Here is a 19,993-nt window from a genome sequence, read left to right as displayed (position 1 = left end):
TAAAATACAAAACGCCCGATGAAGTACATCGAGCGTTTTAGTTAAAAAGTGTCAACCCATATCAGGACGGGTCACTTGATTATTCCACTACTCTTTCGATGAGCAGTTGAGGTTTAAAAGTACTAGCTCTCGAAGTGCTACAGAGAACTTAGCAAATTCGTGTACTGAGCCAACTTTGAACTCGTTTAAGATACTCTCCCAGCGGTGCAACGATTGCTCGTTAGTTTCAATCCAATCTTCTAACGCAGCCATCACGTCAAGCTCTTCGGTTGAGCAGCCACAAGTCAGTACCTGAGCGGTAAGTTGACGTTGTTGCCAGTCCAGATCTTCACGGAATGCCGCTCTTGCAAGTGCTTGCCAGTTGTTATCAACGGCTTGGCTATTAATTTGCTTCAAGAACCAATGCAACGATAAACGGTCACCCAAGTTAAAGTAGAGTTTCGATGCTTGCTCAACCGTTTTACCTGTTTCACTTGCTACTGATGAAATATCCAGTGCAGATTGTAAGCTTGATAAGCGGGCAACTTGGTGAGCGAGTTTCTCTTCAACCCCTTTCTCTATCCAACCTTGAGCCAACTCATTGTGTTCTTCAACTTCAGACTCAACTAACATAGTGTCTAGGGTTTCAGTGATAACATTGACATCTTGCTTGTAGATAGCAATCAACTCACCGACCGTGCATTTGCCGCTACGGTTACGAAGCAACCAGCGTGCAATTCGACGCAGTGCTCGGCGCACGTAAAACATAATTTCGTATTGAGCTTGCGCTGTCGCAACGTTATCAAGTTTGCGAGTTTGCTTGAGGATTTCTTCTAAATCAAAGATTTCTCTAGCCGCACTGTAAGCGTTGGCAATATCGACAACACTTGCACCAGTTTCTTCTTGCAAACGAGTAACGAAGTTACAGCCCATTTCATTAACCATCTGGTTAGCCAATGCTGTAGCGATAATTTCAGCTCGCAGTGGGTGATTAACCATTTGATCTTTATAGTTACGTCGTAACGCACTTGGGAAATATTCAACAAGTTGTTTTGCATGGAATTCATCATTTGCGATTTCATCCGTAACAAGTTGCTGTTTAAGTACCATTTTACCGTAGGCAACTAACACTGATAGCTCAGGGCGAGTCAGACCTAGTCCCTGTTTTTCACGCTCGATTAGCGTTTCATCATCAGGAATGTATTCGAGAGCACGGTCCAAGTACCCTGCTTTCTCCATAGTGTGGATGAATCGAATTTGCTCCTTAACAATGCCAACACCTTGCTGTTCAGTAACAGAGATCGACTCCGACTGACGGTAAGCATCATCCAAGACAATTTCACCCACTTCGTCTTCCATAGACTCTAGAATTTGGTTACGTTGCTTAACCGTAAGATCGCCATTTGAAACCAGTCCATTGAGGAAGATCTTGATGTTGACTTCATTATCCGAACAGTCAACGCCACCTACGTTATCAACGAAGTCCGTGTTCACTCGACCGCCAGTTAGTGCGTATTCGATACGACCAAGCTGAGTCATACCCAAGTTACCACCTTCGCCAACCACTTTGGCTCTTAAGTCACGGCCGTCAATGCGCAGCATGTCGTTAGCACGGTCGCCAACATCTGTATGAGTTTCTGTTGATGATTTAACGTAAGTGCCGATACCACCATTCCAAAGCAGATCGACTTTCATTTTCAAGATCATCTTTATCAGATCGTTAGGCGCTAAAGATGCTTTCTTAGTACCTAACATTTTCTGAATTTCTGGCGTCAACTGGATCGATTTTGATCGACGAGAGAAGATGCCACCACCTTGAGAGATCAAGTCTTTGTTGTAATCTTCCCAGCTTGATCTTGGCAGATTAAACAAGCGGTTACGCTCTTCCCAGCTGCTGGCTGAATCTGGATTTGGATCAATAAAGATGTGCATGTGGTTAAACGCAGCTTGCAATCGAATATGCTTCGATAACAGCATACCGTTACCGAACACGTCACCTGCCATATCACCTACACCGATTGCAGTAAAATCAGTGGTCTGACAGTTGATGCCCATTTCACGGAAGTGACGTTTAACAGATTCCCAACCACCTTTTGCGGTGATTCCCATTGCTTTGTGATCATAACCGTTTGAACCACCTGAAGCGAATGCGTCACCTAGCCAGAAGTTGTATTCTGCAGAAACAGAGTTTGCCAAATCTGAGAAGGTTGCTGTGCCTTTATCGGCAGCCACTACTAGATATGGGTCATCTTCATCGTGACGAACAACGTTTTGTGGTGGTACCACCTCTCCTTCAATGATGTTATCTGACACATCTAGCAGTGCACGGATAAAGCGTTTGTAACAACGCTGACCTTCCGCAAAAATTTCATCACGAGTGGTGAGAGATGGCTGGCGTTTACAAACGAAGCCGCCTTTTGCACCCACTGGTACAATTACAGTGTTCTTAACCTGTTGCGCTTTTACTAAGCCAAGAATCTCCGTACGGAAGTCTTCTTGACGATCTGACCAACGCAAACCACCACGAGCCACTTTTCCACCACGAAGGTGAACACCTTCAATATCTGGTGCGTAAACAAAGATCTCGAATGCAGGTACAGGCTGCGGAATCTCAGGAATATCGCTTGGCTTCATTTTCAAAGATAACCAAGGCTTAGGCTGCTTATTCTCGTCTACTTGGTAGTAGTTGGTACGAAGCGTCGCCATGATCATTTCAATATAACGACGAATAATACGATCATCATCCAAGCTCTCTACACGATCCAACTGCTCTGTTAGCTTTTTAATTAGATCGTTTTGGCCTTTCTCGCTGCCTTTGTGTTTTGGATCAAATCGCTTGGTGAACAGCTTGACTAGACCTGTCGCTAAGTCTGGGTAGTGGCTTAGCGTGTCTTCGATGTACTGCTGACTGAATGGGAAGCCTACTTGGCGCATGTATCGTGCGTAAGCACGAAGAATGGAAATCTCACGGCCAGATAACGACGCACCTAATAACAATCGGTTGAAACCATCACTTTCAAGATTACCCGCCCAAATGGCAGCAAATGCTTGTTGGAAACGATCACGAGCTTCACGAAGGTCAACGATTTTCTCGCTCTTATGCAGCATAGAGAAGTCAAGGATCCAGAAAGTCTGCCCGTTGTTTTTCTCGATCTCATATGGCGATTCGCCAATCACACGCAAACCAAGGTTTTCCAACATCGGCATTACGTCAGAAAGGTGAATTGGTTCATCGCGATGGTATAACTTTAAGCGGACAGCTTTGGAATCTGCACCCTCTTCTTGAGGTCGGTAGAACAACATGCCAAGTTTATTATCATCACTTAATGCTTCTAAGCGCTCGATATCTGCAACCGCAGAACCTGGCATCATGTCCTCTTTGTATGAGCGAGGGAACGCACTCATATATTCTTTTGAAAGAGGAAGGCCTTTACTTTCACCAAAGTTAGCAATGATGGATTCTTTTAGTCTGTCATCCCAAGAGGTAGAAACTTCCATTAGATTTTGCTCGATCTTTTTCACGTCTACGTCAATGTTGTTATTGTCTACACGAACAATGTAATGTGTTCTCGCTAGTGGGCTTTCTGAGAAGTACGTTGTAAATTCAACCTCTTGCTCGCAACCAAAGTACTGCTTAAGAATGCGTTGAGTTTGACGACGCAATTCTGTGTTGTAACGATCTTTAGTGACATAAACCATGCAACTGAAGAAACGACCAAATGGGTCTTTACGAACAAACAAACGCAGCAAGTCACGATCTTGCATTTGTACAACACCCATTCCCACCTCAAGCAGCTCTTCTTCATTAGCTTGAAGCAACTCGTCGCGTGGGTAGTTTTCTAAGATATTGTGCAATGCTTTGTATGAGTATGATCCGTGACGGTATCCACTTGCTTCAAGGATACGGTCAACTTTTTCACGGATCAGAGGAATACTTTGTACCGCTTGGTTGTAAACAGCGGAGGTATATAAACCAGTAAAGCGATGCTCACCTATTACTTTACCGTTTTTATCAAACTTTTTAATACCGATGTAATCAGTATAAGCTGGACGGTGGATACGAGATGCTTTGTTACCTTTGGTGATGATCAGAGCGTATGGTTTTTTCGCTTCTAATCGCGCTGAATCTGATAATTCAGAGAGCTTGACGCTACGAACGCGCTTGTCATCAGCAAACAGACCTAGTCCTTTTTCTTTAGCAGGAACAAGTTCGGTATCACCATTGACCTCTTTTAAGTCATAATCTTTATAACCCATAAAGGTAAAGTTATGATCTTCTAGCCAACGAAGAAATGCGATCGTTTCATCCATACGATCCGTTTGGATAGAAACACGATCTTTATTTTTCTCAAGTTCATCAGTAACAAACTTAAGCTTATCAACCATCTGCTTCCAGTCATCAACGACTAAGCGAGTATCAGATAGAATTCTTAACAGCTCTTCTTTAAGCGCTTGCATCTCGTCTTTACTAGTAAGGCGGTCTACCTCTATGTGGAAAAGTGATTGAAGAACACCACCCTCACCGTTTACGTCTGTAACTTGGCCTTTTTTATCACGCTGAATCTGTGTTGGGTTATTCAACATTAGGTGACAAACAAGATCCAAACGTGCTAAAGCCATTTTGACTGAGTCCACTAAGAATGGACTATCTGGAACAACAATTTCTACGATTGTGTGTGTGGATTGCCAGCCTTGACGACTTACGGTCGGGTTAAATACTCGAACCGAAATCTCTTCTGGTTTTTTTTCATTGATATGGTGCCAAAGGCTAACGACAGCACCATAAAGGTCGGATTCGTTTCGCTGAATTAGATCATCATCAGCAATGTTACTGAATAAGTGTTGAGCAAGTTTAGTTACAAGCGTTTGGTGAGAAAGCTCGAGTTTGTCTTGAATCAGTTGGTAAACCTTTTCAAGCAGAACCGGCACTACATTTTCACGCGCGGTCATATTCACACTCCACATTAGAATTGTTGTTTTGTAGGGGGACTTAGTAGCTAGGCTGTTACCTTAGAAACTAAGCATAGGTAATGCATGTGCCCATTGTAAAAGCATAATTACAAATGTTTAACAACTAATCGTAGTGGTAAGAGGTGAAATGTCCGATTCTGTGACTAAGATTCCTATTTAACTCTCTGCAAATACAATACATCACAGAGTTTCTAACTTAAGAAACTTATTATTTTGGTTAGTTGTTAGTCTAAACTGGCCTCTAACGCCCAATTGACTAAGAAATGGTCTAAATCTCGCGGCGGGTAACTGCAAACGCAAACCGTTGTGTGTGACAACTTGAACAACACTTGCCGCACCAGAATAATGAGATAAAAACGTTTGATATGAAATGTTGAGATTGAAGTAGTAATAGTTCATGAAGTGAAAACTAAGTGACATAAACAAATAAGGTGGTCTAAATGACCACCCTATTGTGTTGTTTACTATTCGTCTAGTGCTTTAGTCACTTTTTCGAATAGATCTTTAGCAAGATTATCCATTGCTTTGAGCTTTTCAAGTTCTGCACGAATCATTGCTTGGCGAGCTTCATCGTATTTACGGAACTTAAGCAAAGGATCAATCATTCGAGAAGCTACTTGTGGGTTCGAATCATTTAGTTGGCGAAGAATTTCACCGGCAAACTGGTAACCTACACCGGATGTATCATGGAAACGTACAGGGTTCGCACTTAAGAACGAGCCAATTAAGCTGCGCGTACGGTTCGGATTTTTCAAACTAAATGCTTCGTGGTTCATGGTTGCTTTTACTTTTTCAAGAGCATCCTCTGCAGGATTGCTACCTTGAAGTGCAAACCACTTATCCATAACCAAACCATCGTGCTTCCATTTATCGCTATAATCAGCCATAAGTGCTTCACGACACTCGAGCTGAGCGTTATTTGCGGCACTCATCGCAGCAATCGTATCTGTCATGTTATTTGCAGATGCGTACTGCGCGTTGACTAAATCATTACCTTTTTCCGTATATGCTAGGTACTGAAGGCAACGGTTACGTAAAGCACGCTTGCCAATAGCAGCATGGTCGATCGTATACTCTGTTTGCTTAAGCGTGTGATAAGTCGCACTTAGCTCATCTTCTAATTCCTTAGAAAGTGACACTGTAATGCTGTTTAGCACTTTGTCTACGGCATCGATATCAATTTGCTGGTACCAACCAGTAATCTCATTGATTGAAGGCATAGAGAAAACTTGAGCAATGAAAGCTGGCTCAAGCGTTTCATCCAACAGCACACCGCGGAAAGCATCTATCACACCTTCAGAAAGCGATACTTCTTGTCCCGCTTGAACGTTTTTCACATTCTGACGAATGTATTTAGCCAATAGCATTTGGCTAGCGTCCCATCGAGCAAAATCGTTCGTTGCGTGCTTCATCAAGAAGACTAACTCGTCATCGCTGTAATCGTATTCTAATTTGACTGGTGCCGAGAATTCACGCAACAAAGATGGCACTGGCTGTTCTTCGACATTTTCAAATACGAACGTTTGCTTATCTTGTTTAATATCCAGCACGTTATGAACAAATTCACCGTTACTCATCAGTGGGATAACTTGACCTTTCGAATCATACAACTCGATATCGAACGGGATATGCAGCGCTTGTTTTTCTGCTTGGTCTTGCGTCGGCTCCGTAAATTGCTCTACCGTTAGTGCGTAAGTTTTTGCATCAGCGTTGTATTCGCTATTTACGCGTAGCGTTGGTGTACCCGATTGGCTGTACCACAAACGGAACTGTTTTAAATCAACACCGGTGGCATCTTCCATTGCAGAAACAAAGTCTTCACACGTCGCGGCGGTACCATCGTGACGTTCAAAATAAAGTTTCATTCCTTTTTGGAAGCCCTCTTCGCCAAGGAGTGTATGGTACATGCGAATAACTTCGCTGCCCTTTTCATACACCGTTAGCGTGTAGAAGTTATTCATCTCAATGACTTTGTCAGGACGAATCGGGTGAGACATTGGGCTTGCATCTTCCGCAAATTGAGGACCACGAATAATACGTACGTTATCAATACGGTTATCAGCACGAGAGCCTAAGTCAGAAGAGAATTCTTGGTCACGGAATACGGTTAAGCCCTCTTTTAGACTTAGTTGGAACCAATCACGACAAGTGACACGGTTGCCAGTCCAGTTGTGGAAGTACTCATGACCTATCACAGCTTCGATGCCTAAATAATCACGATCTGTCGCAGTTTGATCGTTCGCCAGAACATATTTTGAGTTAAAAATGTTCAAGCCTTTGTTTTCCATTGCACCCATGTTGAAGAAATCAACAGCAACGATCATGTAAATATCCAGATCGTATTCCAGGCCAAAGCGTTCCTCATCCCACTTCATCGAGTTGATCAGCGATGTCATCGCATGACCTGCACGATCTAAGTTACCTTTATCAACAAAGATTTCTAAATCAACACTGCGACCTGACATCGTTGTATATTTGTCACGCAATACATCAAAGTCGCCTGCAACAAGGGCGAACAAGTAAGCTGGTTTTGGATGCGGATCCTGCCATTGAACCCAGTGACGACCGTTCTCTGCATCGCCTTCTGCAATTCGGTTACCATTGCTCAGCAAATATGGGTAAGCAGCTTTATCTGCGATCACTTTTGTTGTGTATTTTGCTAGAACATCCGGACGGTCTAGATAGTACGTGATACGGCGAAAGCCCTCAGCCTCACACTGAGTACAAAATGCGCCGCCTGATTTGTACAAACCTTCGAGTGCTGTATTCGCTTCAGGATCAATTTTGGTGACGATTTCAAGTTCAAACTCGGATGGAAGATCGGTCAGTACCAGCGATGACTCCTTCACCTCGTGATGAGCCCAATCCTCACCATTTACTTTTACAGCGCGTAGCTCAAGCCCTTCGCCATCGAGTTCTAGCGTTGTTGTATCGCCTTTTTGAGCAACTTTTGATACCGCCGTAACGATTGTGTCATTGTCATATAGATCAAAAGTAAGATCGATATCAGTAATCGCATGAGATGGCTCTTTAAAATCTTTACGATATTTGGCCTGGGGAGCTTGAGACATGAGCATAAATCCTTGTATGTCGAACAACAAAAATACCAGACTGCATGATCAAAAATGCAGTTCTGGTATCACTATATAAGCTATTTGTAGGGGTTGTGGTATCAGAATACAAGTCTTTCTATCAAAAAACGGAGCTTTTAGTGCTCTAGCTCCGTTTTTTGATTAACATTTAAACAACATTAATGACTTACCGTACGTACGCGTAATTTGGCGCATGTTAAAGGCATCATGGCGTAACTCTATTGAGTACGGCGTACATATCACCATTGGAATCTTCGATCGTTAGCTCATTCTTGTTGAGCTTATACGTGGTTCCATGCTCGCCATTTTCATACAACAGAACCAAAAACTCATCTTCTGTGTAAAACACACCTTGTTTGATGGACTCATCCCCTTCTTCGTTCGAAACCCTAAACATGAACACGAAATCAGGTTGAAGTATCAAATCCATCTGATTAATGTTGTTGGCCACAAGACCGTCGCCAGATACGTGAGAGCTAGACCAAATACCTGCAAGTGAATTGGATAATCCCTTAGTGAATGTTACACCATTAAGATCAAGCGTATTATGGTTGTTGCGATAGGCATAAATTTGAGGCTCGTCGGTGTTTAAACCAAGAACGATGGTGTCTTCATTTGCGTTATACAGCCCTTCCCAATGGTCAACGGAATAGTCTTTCTTTTGAATATCAATAGAAAAGCTGTAGTCAGAACCTAATGAGAGTTTGATCGCACGAAAGTTTTCAGCCGACTCTTCGGGATTTGGGTTCATCAAATACCAGTCTCCGATGAGAAACGGCGTGTCAAAGTGACTTAATTCATCTTCTCTGGTGTTTTCTCCACCAAACACACTAAAGCAGCAAAAGCTAAGTAAAATAAAGAACCACTTCATATCGGCATCCTTATCGTTTTCTTTTAGCTTAGCCAGTAGTCCTCACTTTCGCGAAATTTTAGATGTAGATCACGTAAATTATTGGGGGAAAATAAGCGAATATCTTGCTCGATATCGAGACAGCGGAAGGCAAAAAGGCATAAAAAAAGAGTGAATCTGAAAGACTCACTCTTTTTATTCTAAATTGCCAGTTATTATGACTGATTTTCCTGCTTAAGTAGATCGACCATAATCGCGACAGACTCATCTAAATAAACATCAGGAGCCTCGTAGTCTTTTGGTATGTCATCCAATGTTTTGAATGCTTTTTTACCCAAAGCAACTTGACGTTCATTTATGCGTTGTAATCGAAGGGCTTCCGCTTTATCCGATTCAGCTTTACGAACTTTTTCGTTCAAAGACAAAGTATTATCGTCTTTTTCTTTACGATATTTCTCGATGTCTTCATTGATAAAGCGGAACTCCATCTCATCAGAAATACGCTTGTTATGAAGAGCAGTAAGTTTTTCAACTAAGGCGTCGTTACTTGGAAACGTTTGATATTGTGCCTTATCAATCTGATCCCAAGGTAAAGCATTGTCTTCAACACTTTCACCTGTTTCAGAAGCCTCAATTGGCGTTGGGTACGAAATATCTGGTGCAACACCACGATTTTGCGTACTTCCACCGTCAATACGATAAAATTTCTGAATCGTGTACTGAACATAACCTAGCTCTTTATCGAACAGATCATAAATATGATTCAGTGAACGATGTTGCTGAACTGTACCTTTACCGAAAGAGTTTTCACCTAAGATGATTGCACGATTATAATCTTGCATTGCCGCTGCAAAAATTTCAGATGCTGAAGCACTGTAGCGGTTAATCAATACCGTCAATGGGCCATCATAACTCACTTTTCCATCGGTATCGGCATTCACCTTGATGCGGCCATAGCTGTCACGAACTTGAACTACAGGACCTTCTTTAATGAATAAACCTGTCAATGCCGTTGCTTCTGTTAGCGCACCACCGCCATTGTTGCGTAGATCAACGATTACGCCGTCAACGTTTTTGGTTTTCAACTCAGCTAGTAATTTATCGGTGTCTTTCGATAAGCCGACGTAGAAACTTGGTACTTCTAAAATACCAATCTTCTTACCGTCTTTTTCGATGATTTCTGACTTAACTGCACGATCTTCTAAGCGAACTTTGTCACGAACAATTGTGACAATGTAACTCTTCGCATCGTTACCTTCTGGCAAGATCTGTAGATTAACCTTTGTGCCTTTAGGGCCTTTGATTAACTGAACAACATCATCCAGACGCCAACCGATCACGTCGACAATTTCTTCACCGTCTTGTCCAACACCAGTGATTCGGTCCCCTTCACCAAGTTGCTTACTCTTTGAGGCCGGACCGCCAACAACAAGTGAACGAATTACTGTGTAATCGTCTGTCATTTGCAAAACGGCGCCGATACCTTCTAGAGAAAGGTTCATTTCCGATTGGAATTGCTCGGCATTACGTGGAGAAAGGTAGCTTGTATGAGGGTCAACCTGTCGCGCGAAGGCATTCATATACAACTGAAATGCGTCTTCATTGTTGGTCTGTGTGATGCGCTTCATCGCGTTGTTATAACGCTTCTCTAAAACTTCTTTAATCTCTGGCCACTCTTTGCCAGTCAGTTTCAGATTTAACGCGTCATATTTCACACGCTTGCGCCACAACTCGTTGAGCTCTGCTTCGTCTTTTGGCCATGCGGCCTCAGAGCGGTCTAACTCTATCTCGTCATCGGTATCAAACTTGATCTCTTCATCGAGTAGAGTTAACGCATAAGCAAAACGATCGAAACGCTTCTGCATTGAGAGGTTGTAAACATCAAAAGCAATTTGGTTGTTGCCCGATTTAAGCTGATCATCAAGCTCGACTGACCAATTTTTAAATGAATCGATGTCTGCTTGAGTGAAAATATTTCTATTGTAATCAAGCAACTCTACATAGCGTTCAAAGATCGCTTTAGAGAAATCATCATTGAGGCTGAAGTGCTTATAATGAGAGCGGGTAAATCGCGAGGTGACTCGTTTGCTAGCTGTTTCATGCTGAACTTCAGGAGAAAGAACCGGCAGGTCATCTTTATGTAGTTTGGCTTCAAGAGCCTGAGCTGATGCTGCTAGCCATAAGCTAGCAGCAATCAGGGTCACTTTTGAACGGCAATTCATGCGTAGGAGTATCTCCTTTATGCGCGCAAGTGCTCCGCTTTCACAACCATTTGTAGGCCGTTAGCAAGTTGAACACGTACATCATCCTTATTGATTTCAACAATGGTCGCTGCCATGTTTCCTTTGCCCATGTTCACGTTAACTGCGTTACCTACTGTGATTTCATCAGCATTTAGAGCGCGCGTTTCTACAGGCTTAGTTGGTTTTTGTACTTTTGGTTTATTAGTACGACGAGGCTGTTGAGGCTTTTTAGCCGCAGGTTTCGCTTTCGCCTTACCCTCTTCACGAGCTTTTTGTGCTTGTTCTTTACGACGAGCCTGAACTTTCGCCTTGCTTTCTGCAAGTGTCGCTTTCGCGTGTTCAACGTGCTCTTCTTCTAGCTCACCACAAGGGTTGCCATCTAGGTCTACACGTACTGCACCTGGTTTTACACCATGTAGGTAACGCCATGATGAAGTGTACTGTCTTAACGCTGCACGAAGCTGTGTTTTGCTTACTTTTTCGTCTTCATTTAGACGTTCCGCAAGATCTTGAAAAATACCAATTTTCAGAGGTTTTGCTTCACCTTCTAAAGTAAAGCACTTAGGGAAACATTCAGCAATATATGCAATAACTTCTTTGCTGTTTTTTAACTTTTCAGTCATGAGGGGTCCTGATTTGAGCGGATTTCCGCGAGCATTAAGAAAAAATATTCTCGTATTATAGTGACATGCCAAGGAAAAACCACACTCGAAGGCTAATTTATGCGTCGTTCGCGTGTGAATTAAGCAGCTTTTCTACTTCAACCATGAAATGAGTGAGACCTTCTTCGTCTGTTTCATTAAATCGGCCAATACTTGGACTATCAATATCAAGTACACCAACCACCTTTCCATTAATAGAAAATGGAATCACAATTTCTGAATTGCTCGCTGCATCGCACGCAATATGCCCCTCAAATTCGTGAACGTCGTATACTCTTTGTATAGTATTAGTTTGTGCAGCAGTACCGCAGACGCCTCGACCCATTGGGATACGAACACAAGCTGGTTTTCCTTGGAACGGACCAAGAACAAGCTCTTCACCTTTTGTTAGGTAAAAGCCTGCCCAGTTAAGATCGTCAAGTTCCATGAAAAGCAATGAGCTCAAGTTTGCTAGGTTCGCAATAAAGTCTGGTTCAGACTCAATTAGAGCAACAGCTTGTTTGGTTAGTCTTTGGTATTGTTCTAAGTTCATATTAACTTCCTACTTACTATAAAAGCTTCCATTCTCAATGTATGGCGCTAAAATGCAGCCCTACTTTATAATAGGACTTATTCTCAATTACAATGCTTCTGAAAAATGACACTATTAGCCGTTCTTGGTTGATAACACAAGTAAAAAAGCACAAGTCCAAGCTGATCATAGCGAACTTGATAGCGGTGCTTGCAACCTTGATTAGTGTTCCAATTCCCCTCCTCATGCCTTTGATGGTTGATGAGGTCTTATTGGACCAACCTGCAAAAGGCTTAGACGCCATGAATGCCATTCTCCCTGAAGCGTGGCACACTCCGACAGGCTATATTTTCTTCACCCTGTTCTTGGTTGTTCTTATGCGAGCTGCGAGCCAAGGATTAAATATCCTTCAAAGCCGACAATTTACGCTTGTTTCAAAAACCATCACGTTTGAGATGCGCAGTAAAATGATCGACAAACTCGGCCGTATCAGCATCCGACAATACGAAACCAAAGGTAGCGGAGGAATCAACGCACACCTTATCACTGACATTGAGACCATTGATAAATTTATTGGTTCTACGTTAGCAAAATTCGTTATCAGTTTTCTGACTGTTATTGGTACTGCTATCGTTCTACTTTGGCTCGATTGGCGACTTGGTCTGTTTATCCTGTTAGTTAACCCTATTGTCATTTACTTCTCACGTAAACTAGGCAGTATGGTTAAACATCTGAAACGGAAGGAAAATCATTCTTTTGAAATTTTCCAAAACCGTTTGGTTGAAACATTAGATGGAATCTACCAACTACGCGCAGCCAATAAAGAGCGAGAATTCCTCCAACAACTCAAAGACAGTGCGAACCAAGTTCGCGTTGATGCAGACAAGTATGCTTGGCAATCTGAAGCGGCTGGTCGCGTTTCTTTTCTTCTCTTTTTGATCGGCTTTGAATTATTCAGAGCTGTCGCAATGTTAATGGTCATGTTCAGTGACCTTACTATTGGCCAAATATTTGCCGTTTTTGGTTACCTATGGTTCATGCTTTCTCCTGTTCAAGAGTTGCTTGGGATTCAGTTTTCTTGGTACAGCGCTAAAGCCGCATTAAAACGCATCAACGACTTATTAGAGTTAGAAGAAGAGCAGAGACCGGTTCCTAAGGTAAATCCTTTCAAAGAAGGTAGAGAAGTTGACGTTAAAGTAGAAAACATTAATTTCTCTTACAATAATGAAAACAAAGTCCTAGATAATCTTTCTTTACATATGCCGGCAGGAAAGAAAGTGGCGTTAGTTGGCGCAAGCGGCGGTGGTAAGTCAACCTTGATACAATTACTTATTGGGGTTTACCGTCAAAACTCCGGTAGCATTCGCTTTAATGATGAATTAACAGAAGATATTGGTTTTGAAGTAATTCGCGACAAAATTGCCGTGGTATTACAGCAACCTATACTATTTAACGACACCTTGAGGCATAATCTAACGCTTGGTGGGGATTTTGACGAAATGTCACTTTGGCGTGCGCTTGAAGTGGCTCAGCTGCAAGATGTTATTTCTCAACTGAACCACGGCTTGGATACTCAAGTTGGTCGTAATGGCATTCGTTTGTCAGGAGGTCAACGACAACGGCTTGCCATTGCTAGAATGGTGCTGAGTAATCCTCAATTTGTTATTTTAGACGAAGCCACGTCTGCGCTAGATACCGCTACTGAAGCGGCTTTACACAAAGCACTGACCGAGTTCTTACGTGGTAGAACAACATTAATCGTTGCGCACCGACTATCCGCTGTTAAACAAGCCGATTTGATCTACGTGCTTGAAGATGGGAAAGTGACGCAAACAGGTACTCATGGTGAGTTAGTTGAGCAAGAAGGCTTATATCAAACCTTATATGGGGGCATACAGTCCCACGCTTAAATCGTTCAAGCTAGAGAGGTCGTTATGACCTCTCTGTCTAAGCACGCCATGCAACCCAATAACGTACGTCTGTGCCAAGGTTGTGAATTGCCTGTCGACATCGTCGACTTACCCCATGGCAAAAATGCACACTGCCCTCGTTGTGGTACACAATTATATCGCGGAGGTAGCCCTAGCCTCTCTGGTAATCTAGCCGTCGCGATAACCTGTATCCTACTATTTATTCCATCGCACTTTTTTAACTTTATTAGCATCCGACTCTTTGGTGTGATGATTCCGGCAACCCTGCCTTCAGGGATGATCACATTGATGGAAGAAGGATTTGTTCTTCTTTCATTGCTCATTCTATTTTGTAGCTCTCTAGCGCCACTGACGGTTTGTGTTTCAGTGGTAACGGCGCATATTTCTTTACATCAACGATGGTTCCGTGGTCTTCGTATCTCACTGTGGCTAATTCAACATTTGAAGCATTGGGTTATGTTGGATGTGTTCTTAGTTAGCATCGCCATTTCCTGTTTTAAACTCCAAGATTATTCCGACATTTTCGTCGGTCCAGGGTTAATTGGTCTGGTTCTTTTGCAGATATTTACCGTTTTGTTAGTTTCAAGAATCAGCGTGCGTCGTTATTGGGAAGCTTGGAAACCAGAAAGTTTATATGCTTTTGAGCATAAAGATGTGCATTGCCATGAATGCCACTTGTCCCAGCCTGAAGGTGACCATTGCCAGCGTTGTCATCACGAGTTATATCATCGCAAGCCAAACTCCATTCAGAAAACATGGGCTTACCTCATCGCAGCAACGGTCGCCATCTTCCCTGCTAACCTGATCCCTATTTCCATCTTGCTTACCAATGGTAAGCGTTTGGAGGACACTATTTTTTCAGGCGTGGCTGGTTTGGTAAAAAGCGGCATGTATGGAATCGCTGCGATCATTTTTGTTGCGAGTATCGTTGTCCCGGTGATTAAAATACTTGGGCTCGCCTACATCATGCTTTGCATCCAATTCAAACGTTCGGTGTTTAAGAGACAACGAATGATGGTTTACTTTGTTGTTAAATGGATCGGTAAATGGTCTGTGATGGATTTGTTTGTTATTTCTATCATGATGACGTTAGTCGATCGTGGTCAGATACTGGATTTCACACCAGGATATGGCGCCGTAGCATTTGGTGTTGTCGTAGTGTTGACCATGCTTGCAGCAGAAAGTATTGATCCAAGGCTAATCTGGGACCAAACAAACCCAAAACAATCAGAAAAAGAGTCAATGAATGAGTGATCAGAACAGTTCTCAAACGTCATACGTACCAGATGTAAAGCGGAGTAAAGGCATATCTCCTCTTTGGCTGTTGCCAATTTTGACCATGGTCTTAGCTGGCTGGCTTGTTGTGAAGTCGATACACGATGCAGGACAACGAGTGCAAATCTATTTTTCTGATGCCGCTGGTCTTGTCGCCGGCCGAACCACTATCCGTTACCAAGGATTAGAAGTCGGCATGGTAAGAGACATTAACCTCACCGAAGATCTCGGCAGTATTTATGTCGATGCTGATATCTATCCTGAAGCTGCAAAGTTACTGAACGATAAAACACGCTTTTGGTTAGTAAAACCAACAGCTAGCCTAACGGGAGTTTCCGGACTGGATGCGCTCGTCTCAGGTAACTACATCTCGATTCAACCCGGAGATGGTCAAGAGTTTGAGACAACATTCCATGCGTTAGACTCTGCTCCAACAGATTTACGCGTTTCTCAAGGTTTGAATATTAAGCTCAAAAGCCGTGATTTAGGTGGTGTATCGGTTGGCTCTCAAATTGTTTATAAGAAAATCCCAATCGGTGAAGTGTACAGTTACCAGCTAGATGAAGATGCAAAATCTATCACTATTCAGGCCAACATTCAGGATCAATACCGACATATCATTAACAACCGCAGTCGATTCTGGAACGTCAGTGGAATTGGTGCCAGCATCGGTTTTGAAGGTGTCGATGTAAGACTAGAAAGCATGAGTGCCTTACTAGGTGGCGCCATCGCCGTCGACTCTCCGGATGATGGTGAGCCTGTAGAAGAGAACACCGAGTTCCGTTTGTATAAAGATTTGAAAACTGCTGGTCGAGGCATCGCGGTTAAAATCGTCCTACCTGATGACAGCAAGATCAGCGGAGAAGGCGCTCCAATTATGTATCGCGGAATCGAAATTGGCCAAGTTACGGACTTGAGCCTTTCCGAAGGCCGAGAAGTGATATTGGCGTCAGCGGCAATTCAACCCGCTTTTAGTGACATGCTGACGACAGGTACTCGATTTGTCTTAGAAGAAGCAAAAGTGTCCCTCTCTGGTGTAGAAAACATTGCTAATTTAGTGCGAGGGAACTTCTTAACGATCGTGCCGGGCGCGGGTGAACGCTCTCGCCGCTTTACTGCCATTCGTAAAAACGTGTTTAACCAACAGCAAGAAAAGTCCATCGCGATTCGGTTGGTGTCCGACAATTCGTTTGGCCTAGATAGCGGTGCCAATGTACTTTATAAAGGCATCGTTGTTGGTTCAATCATCAAAGTGGGCCTAGTTAAGGAAGATAAAAAATCACAACACGAAGTATTTATGGATGTATTGATTGACCATGAATACAAACATCTGATCAAATCAAACAATCGTTTTTATGTAACCGGCAGTGCATCAGCAGAGTTAACTGAATCCGGGCTCAGCGTTACCGTTCCTCCAGCAAAGCAGTTGTTAACCGGGTCAATTAGTTTTGTGAGCGAAGGCAAGCAGGATATTCAAAAAGAGTATCAACTGTTCCAAAATGAATCATTGGCTGAATTGGCGCAGTACAATCAAAGTGGCTCTAGGGCTCTAACACTATTTGCTTCTGAATTGCCGCCGATTTCCAAAGGCAGCCCTCTACTCTATCGTAATCTTCCAGTTGGTAACGTCTCCGATTTCCAGCTAGTTGATGGCGGAGTACTAATTAAGGCTACTATCGAAAACCGCTTCGCTTATCTTGTAACGCCACAAACCGTTTTTTGGAATCGTTCAGGGATTGAGATAGATGCATCATTAGCCGGAGTCAGTGTGAAAGCGCACCCTTTAAAATCGTTAATCGAAGGTGGCATCGCTTTTGACTCCGTACCAGGCGTTGAAAACAAAATCGGAGAAAACTGGAAGCTGTATTCTGATCAAAAAACCGCTCGCAAGTTTGGGCGCGTCATTGCTTTAGAAACCGACGGTTCGCAAGAGATTGCTAAAGGAATGCCGATTGAATATCAAGGTGTTAAAGTTGGTGAAATCACTCTGGTTGTACCGAATTTTCGTCGTAACATGGTTGAAGTCACTGCAAGGATCCTACCTGAATACGTAGAAAACATTGCAGTTGAAGGCTCACATTTTTGGCTAACTGAACCAGAAATTGGTTTAGGTGGCGTTAAAAACCTCGGGGCGTTGGTTTCGAAATCCATCAGTGTTGAGCCAGGTAAAGGTAAAGCTAAATTTGATTTTCAATTAGAAAATAGTTCAGAACGCGTGCATGGAATCATGTTTACGTTACAAAGTGAACAGAGAGGCTCAGTACAAGTCGGTACCCCTATTCTTTACCGCCAGATGGAAGTTGGCCAAGTGACCGACGTAAGCCTAGGAGAATTTGCTGATCGCATCCTCACGACTATCAAAATACAGCCTGAATATGCTTACCTCGTTCGTCAAAACAGTGTGTTCTGGAATGTTTCAGGAGTAGATGTTTCCATCGGGCTTACCGGCGCTAACATCAAAGCGGGAACCTTTGATAGTTTAGTTCGCGGAGGAATTGCGTTTTCAACGCCAGAGCAATCGACTATTCCACCAGCGGCAAAGAGTGGGCAATCTTTCTTTTTGTATCCACAAGCTGAAGAAGGTTGGACTCAATGGCGTACAGCAATTCCGAAGCCGTAGAATAAAGCTCAATTCACGTAAAATTGAAGTTTGATCACTTTAAAAGAGCAGCAATCGCTGCTCTTTTTTATCGCTCGGCCCTTGTCACTATTCGTTTCTGCTTCGCTTTCGTATATTATTTGCCACAAATTCTGCAAACGAGATCCCACATTGCATCCTAATGTTTACATCCCAGACGCGTTTCTGGAAAAAATCCAAACTATCCTTCCTGCTCACCTCAACATGGAAGACTTTATCGCGTCGTGCCAAAAGCCACTGCGCAAAAGTATTCGAGTTAATACGTTGAAGATCAGTGTTGAAGCGTTTCTAGAACGAGCAGAAGCAAAAGGCTGGAAGCTTTCTCCTGTGCCTTGGTGTGACACGGGGTTTTGGATTGAAGCGGATGAGTCAGTTGTACCATTAGGCAACACAGCAGAACACATGTCTGGCTTATTCTACATTCAAGAAGCCAGTTCGATGATGCCGGTATCTGCTCTGTTTATGAATGATGAATCTTACGATGCCGTGTTAGATACCGCAGCCGCTCCAGGCTCAAAAACCACTCAAATTGCAGCTTTAATGAACAACGAAGGTGTACTTGTGGCCAATGAATACGCCGCAAGTCGTGTAAAAGTACTGCACGCTAATGTGGAACGTTGTGGGGTACGTAACGCCGCACTAAGTAACTTCGATGGACGCGTTTTTGGCGGTTGGCTACCAGAACAATTTGATGCGGTTTTGCTCGACGCGCCTTGCTCTGGAGAAGGCACCGTTCGCAAAGACGAAGATGCGATGAAAAACTGGACGCAAGCTTCCGTACTCGACATCGCTGACACACAGAAAGATCTTATTGAAAGCGCCTTCCATGCATTAAAGCCCGGTGGTGTGATGGTTTACTCAACATGTACGCTCAGTACAGAAGAAAACCAACAAGTTTGTCAACACTTGAAAGAAACCTTTGGGGATGCTGTAGAGTTTGAAAGCCTTGAGAACTTGTTTGAAAACGCAGAGGCAGCTCTAACTGAAGAAGGCTTTTTGCATATTTTCCCACAGGTCTACGACTGTGAAGGGTTCTTTGTTGCAAGAATTCGCAAACTGGCTGCTGTTGAGGCGCCAGAAGTCAAAAAGCGCATGGGGAAATTCCCCTTTGCTAAAACTTCAAAAAAAGAATCGACAGAAATTGCTCAACAACTCCAAAGCGCGTTAGGTATTAAACTTCCAAATGACAGTTCTGTATGGCTTCGCGATAAAGATGTCTGGTTATTCCCTAATGCTTTAGAAGCGATGATCGGCGAATTACGCTTCTCCCGTATGGGTATAAAGATCGCGGAAGCCCATAAAAATGGCTACCGTTGGCAACACCAAGTCGCGACTGCCCTGGCGACAGGTTCTGAAAGCAACGCCATTGAACTCAGTATTGAAGAAGCGCGCGAATGGTACATGGGGCGTGATGTTCGCCCACAAACCATTCCTGAGGGAATGAAAACAGGTAAAGGCGAAGTGCTTGTCACCTATCAAGGCGCAGTTATTGGCCTTGGCAAGTGGGTAAGCAACCGAATAAAGAATGGTCTCCCTCGCGAATTAGTACGAGATAAGAACTTATTTTAAAAGACGTAACGAACCATAAATAAATGAAAAGCCATCGTATTTGCGATGGCTTTTTAATTCGTAAGTATGAAAGCAAGTGGGCTCGCTAGCGATCCGGACACGCTGTACTAAACTAGTTGTATCAAAGTAATGCTTTGATGTGGCATTTCTCTCTATGTTCACCAACAAAATTATTGTTGGACAAGTTTAGCGCAGGCTCTGCGGAGCCGTTTCCCCTAGGCCCAAAAAAAGGAAAAGTTTGGGCCGTTTTTTTGGCTGTAGTTCCACTATAC

Annotated in this window: 11 protein-coding genes; 4 read left to right on the top strand and 7 right to left on the bottom strand. The window is 43.2% G+C overall.

All coding sequences use genetic code 11. From position 1 onward, the window contains the following. Nucleotides 1-87: 87 nt before the first annotated feature. The 7 genes from R8O11_RS21665 to R8O11_RS21635 all read right to left on the bottom strand — a co-directional run bounded on the left by R8O11_RS21665 (nt 88) and on the right by R8O11_RS21635 (nt 12,329). Nucleotides 88-4,929 carry an NAD-glutamate dehydrogenase gene (locus R8O11_RS21665; protein ID WP_318194423.1) on the bottom strand — a complete coding sequence of 1,614 codons (4,842 nt, stop codon included), beginning with the start codon at nt 4,927-4,929 and terminating at the stop codon, nt 88-90. 201 nt (nt 4,930-5,130) lie between these two features. Beyond that, nucleotides 5,131-5,349 carry a DUF2835 domain-containing protein gene (locus R8O11_RS21660; RefSeq protein WP_080659264.1) on the bottom strand — a complete coding sequence of 73 codons (219 nt, stop codon included), beginning with the start codon at nt 5,347-5,349 and terminating at the stop codon, nt 5,131-5,133. 65 nt (nt 5,350-5,414) lie between these two features. Further along, nucleotides 5,415-8,021, bottom strand: coding sequence for an aminopeptidase N (gene pepN, locus R8O11_RS21655; RefSeq protein ID WP_318194422.1), 2,607 nt, complete (start codon nt 8,019-8,021; stop codon nt 5,415-5,417). Between the two features lie 226 nt (nt 8,022-8,247). Continuing rightward, nucleotides 8,248-8,913, bottom strand: a complete 666-nt coding sequence (locus tag R8O11_RS21650; RefSeq protein WP_005377438.1) for a hypothetical protein — start codon at nt 8,911-8,913, stop codon at nt 8,248-8,250. 194 nt (nt 8,914-9,107) lie between these two features. Next, entirely contained in the window at nt 9,108-11,114 is a 2,007-nt protein-coding gene (gene prc / locus R8O11_RS21645) for a carboxy terminal-processing peptidase (RefSeq protein ID WP_017634279.1), read from the bottom strand. Nucleotides 11,115-11,131: 17 nt separating this feature from the next. Then, complete coding sequence (gene proQ / locus R8O11_RS21640) at nt 11,132-11,758, bottom strand: RNA chaperone ProQ (protein ID WP_005377435.1); 627 nt, start codon at nt 11,756-11,758, stop codon at nt 11,132-11,134. 97 nt (nt 11,759-11,855) lie between these two features. Beyond that, a complete protein-coding gene (locus tag R8O11_RS21635) occupies nt 11,856-12,329 on the bottom strand; it encodes a GAF domain-containing protein (protein ID WP_005377433.1) in 474 nt (157 codons plus the stop codon). Between the two features lie 92 nt (nt 12,330-12,421). On the opposite strand from R8O11_RS21635, the gene R8O11_RS21630 reads away from it, so the two are divergent. The 4 genes from R8O11_RS21630 to rsmF all read left to right on the top strand — a co-directional run bounded on the left by R8O11_RS21630 (nt 12,422) and on the right by rsmF (nt 19,721). Beyond that, nucleotides 12,422-14,218 carry an ABC transporter ATP-binding protein gene (locus R8O11_RS21630; RefSeq protein WP_021033889.1) on the top strand — a complete coding sequence of 599 codons (1,797 nt, stop codon included), beginning with the start codon at nt 12,422-12,424 and terminating at the stop codon, nt 14,216-14,218. A 24-nt stretch (nt 14,219-14,242) separates the two neighbouring features. Beyond that, on the top strand, nt 14,243-15,493 hold the full coding sequence (locus tag R8O11_RS21625) for a paraquat-inducible protein A (protein ID WP_017821871.1): 1,251 nt from the start codon (nt 14,243-14,245) through the stop codon (nt 15,491-15,493). Next, a complete protein-coding gene (locus R8O11_RS21620) occupies nt 15,486-18,134 on the top strand; it encodes an MlaD family protein (RefSeq protein WP_017821870.1) in 2,649 nt (882 codons plus the stop codon). Before R8O11_RS21625 ends, R8O11_RS21620 begins: the two co-directional genes overlap by 8 nt. Nucleotides 18,135-18,284: 150 nt before the next feature. Then, on the top strand, nt 18,285-19,721 hold the full coding sequence (gene rsmF / locus R8O11_RS21615; RefSeq protein WP_017821869.1) for a 16S rRNA (cytosine(1407)-C(5))-methyltransferase RsmF: 1,437 nt from the start codon (nt 18,285-18,287) through the stop codon (nt 19,719-19,721). Nucleotides 19,722-19,993 lie beyond the last annotated feature (272 nt).

This window comes from Vibrio sp. 1288 (genome assembly GCF_033344475.1).
Note: the sequence above shows the minus strand (reverse complement) of the source record. Positions and strands in the feature narration are given on the sequence as shown.

Coding starts and splice junctions, on each gene's coding strand:
- R8O11_RS21665 (WP_318194423.1), bottom strand. CDS start 4,929: ATGACCGCGCGTGAAAATGTAGTGCCGGTTCTGCTTGAAAAGGTTTAC.
- R8O11_RS21660 (WP_080659264.1), bottom strand. CDS start 5,349: ATGAACTATTACTACTTCAATCTCAACATTTCATATCAAACGTTTTTA.
- pepN (WP_318194422.1), bottom strand. CDS start 8,021: ATGTCTCAAGCTCCCCAGGCCAAATATCGTAAAGATTTTAAAGAGCCA.
- R8O11_RS21650 (WP_005377438.1), bottom strand. CDS start 8,913: ATGAAGTGGTTCTTTATTTTACTTAGCTTTTGCTGCTTTAGTGTGTTT.
- prc (WP_017634279.1), bottom strand. CDS start 11,114: ATGAATTGCCGTTCAAAAGTGACCCTGATTGCTGCTAGCTTATGGCTA.
- proQ (WP_005377435.1), bottom strand. CDS start 11,758: ATGACTGAAAAGTTAAAAAACAGCAAAGAAGTTATTGCATATATTGCT.
- R8O11_RS21635 (WP_005377433.1), bottom strand. CDS start 12,329: ATGAACTTAGAACAATACCAAAGACTAACCAAACAAGCTGTTGCTCTA.
- R8O11_RS21630 (WP_021033889.1), top strand. CDS start 12,422: ATGCTTCTGAAAAATGACACTATTAGCCGTTCTTGGTTGATAACACAA.
- R8O11_RS21625 (WP_017821871.1), top strand. CDS start 14,243: ATGACCTCTCTGTCTAAGCACGCCATGCAACCCAATAACGTACGTCTG.
- R8O11_RS21620 (WP_017821870.1), top strand. CDS start 15,486: ATGAGTGATCAGAACAGTTCTCAAACGTCATACGTACCAGATGTAAAG.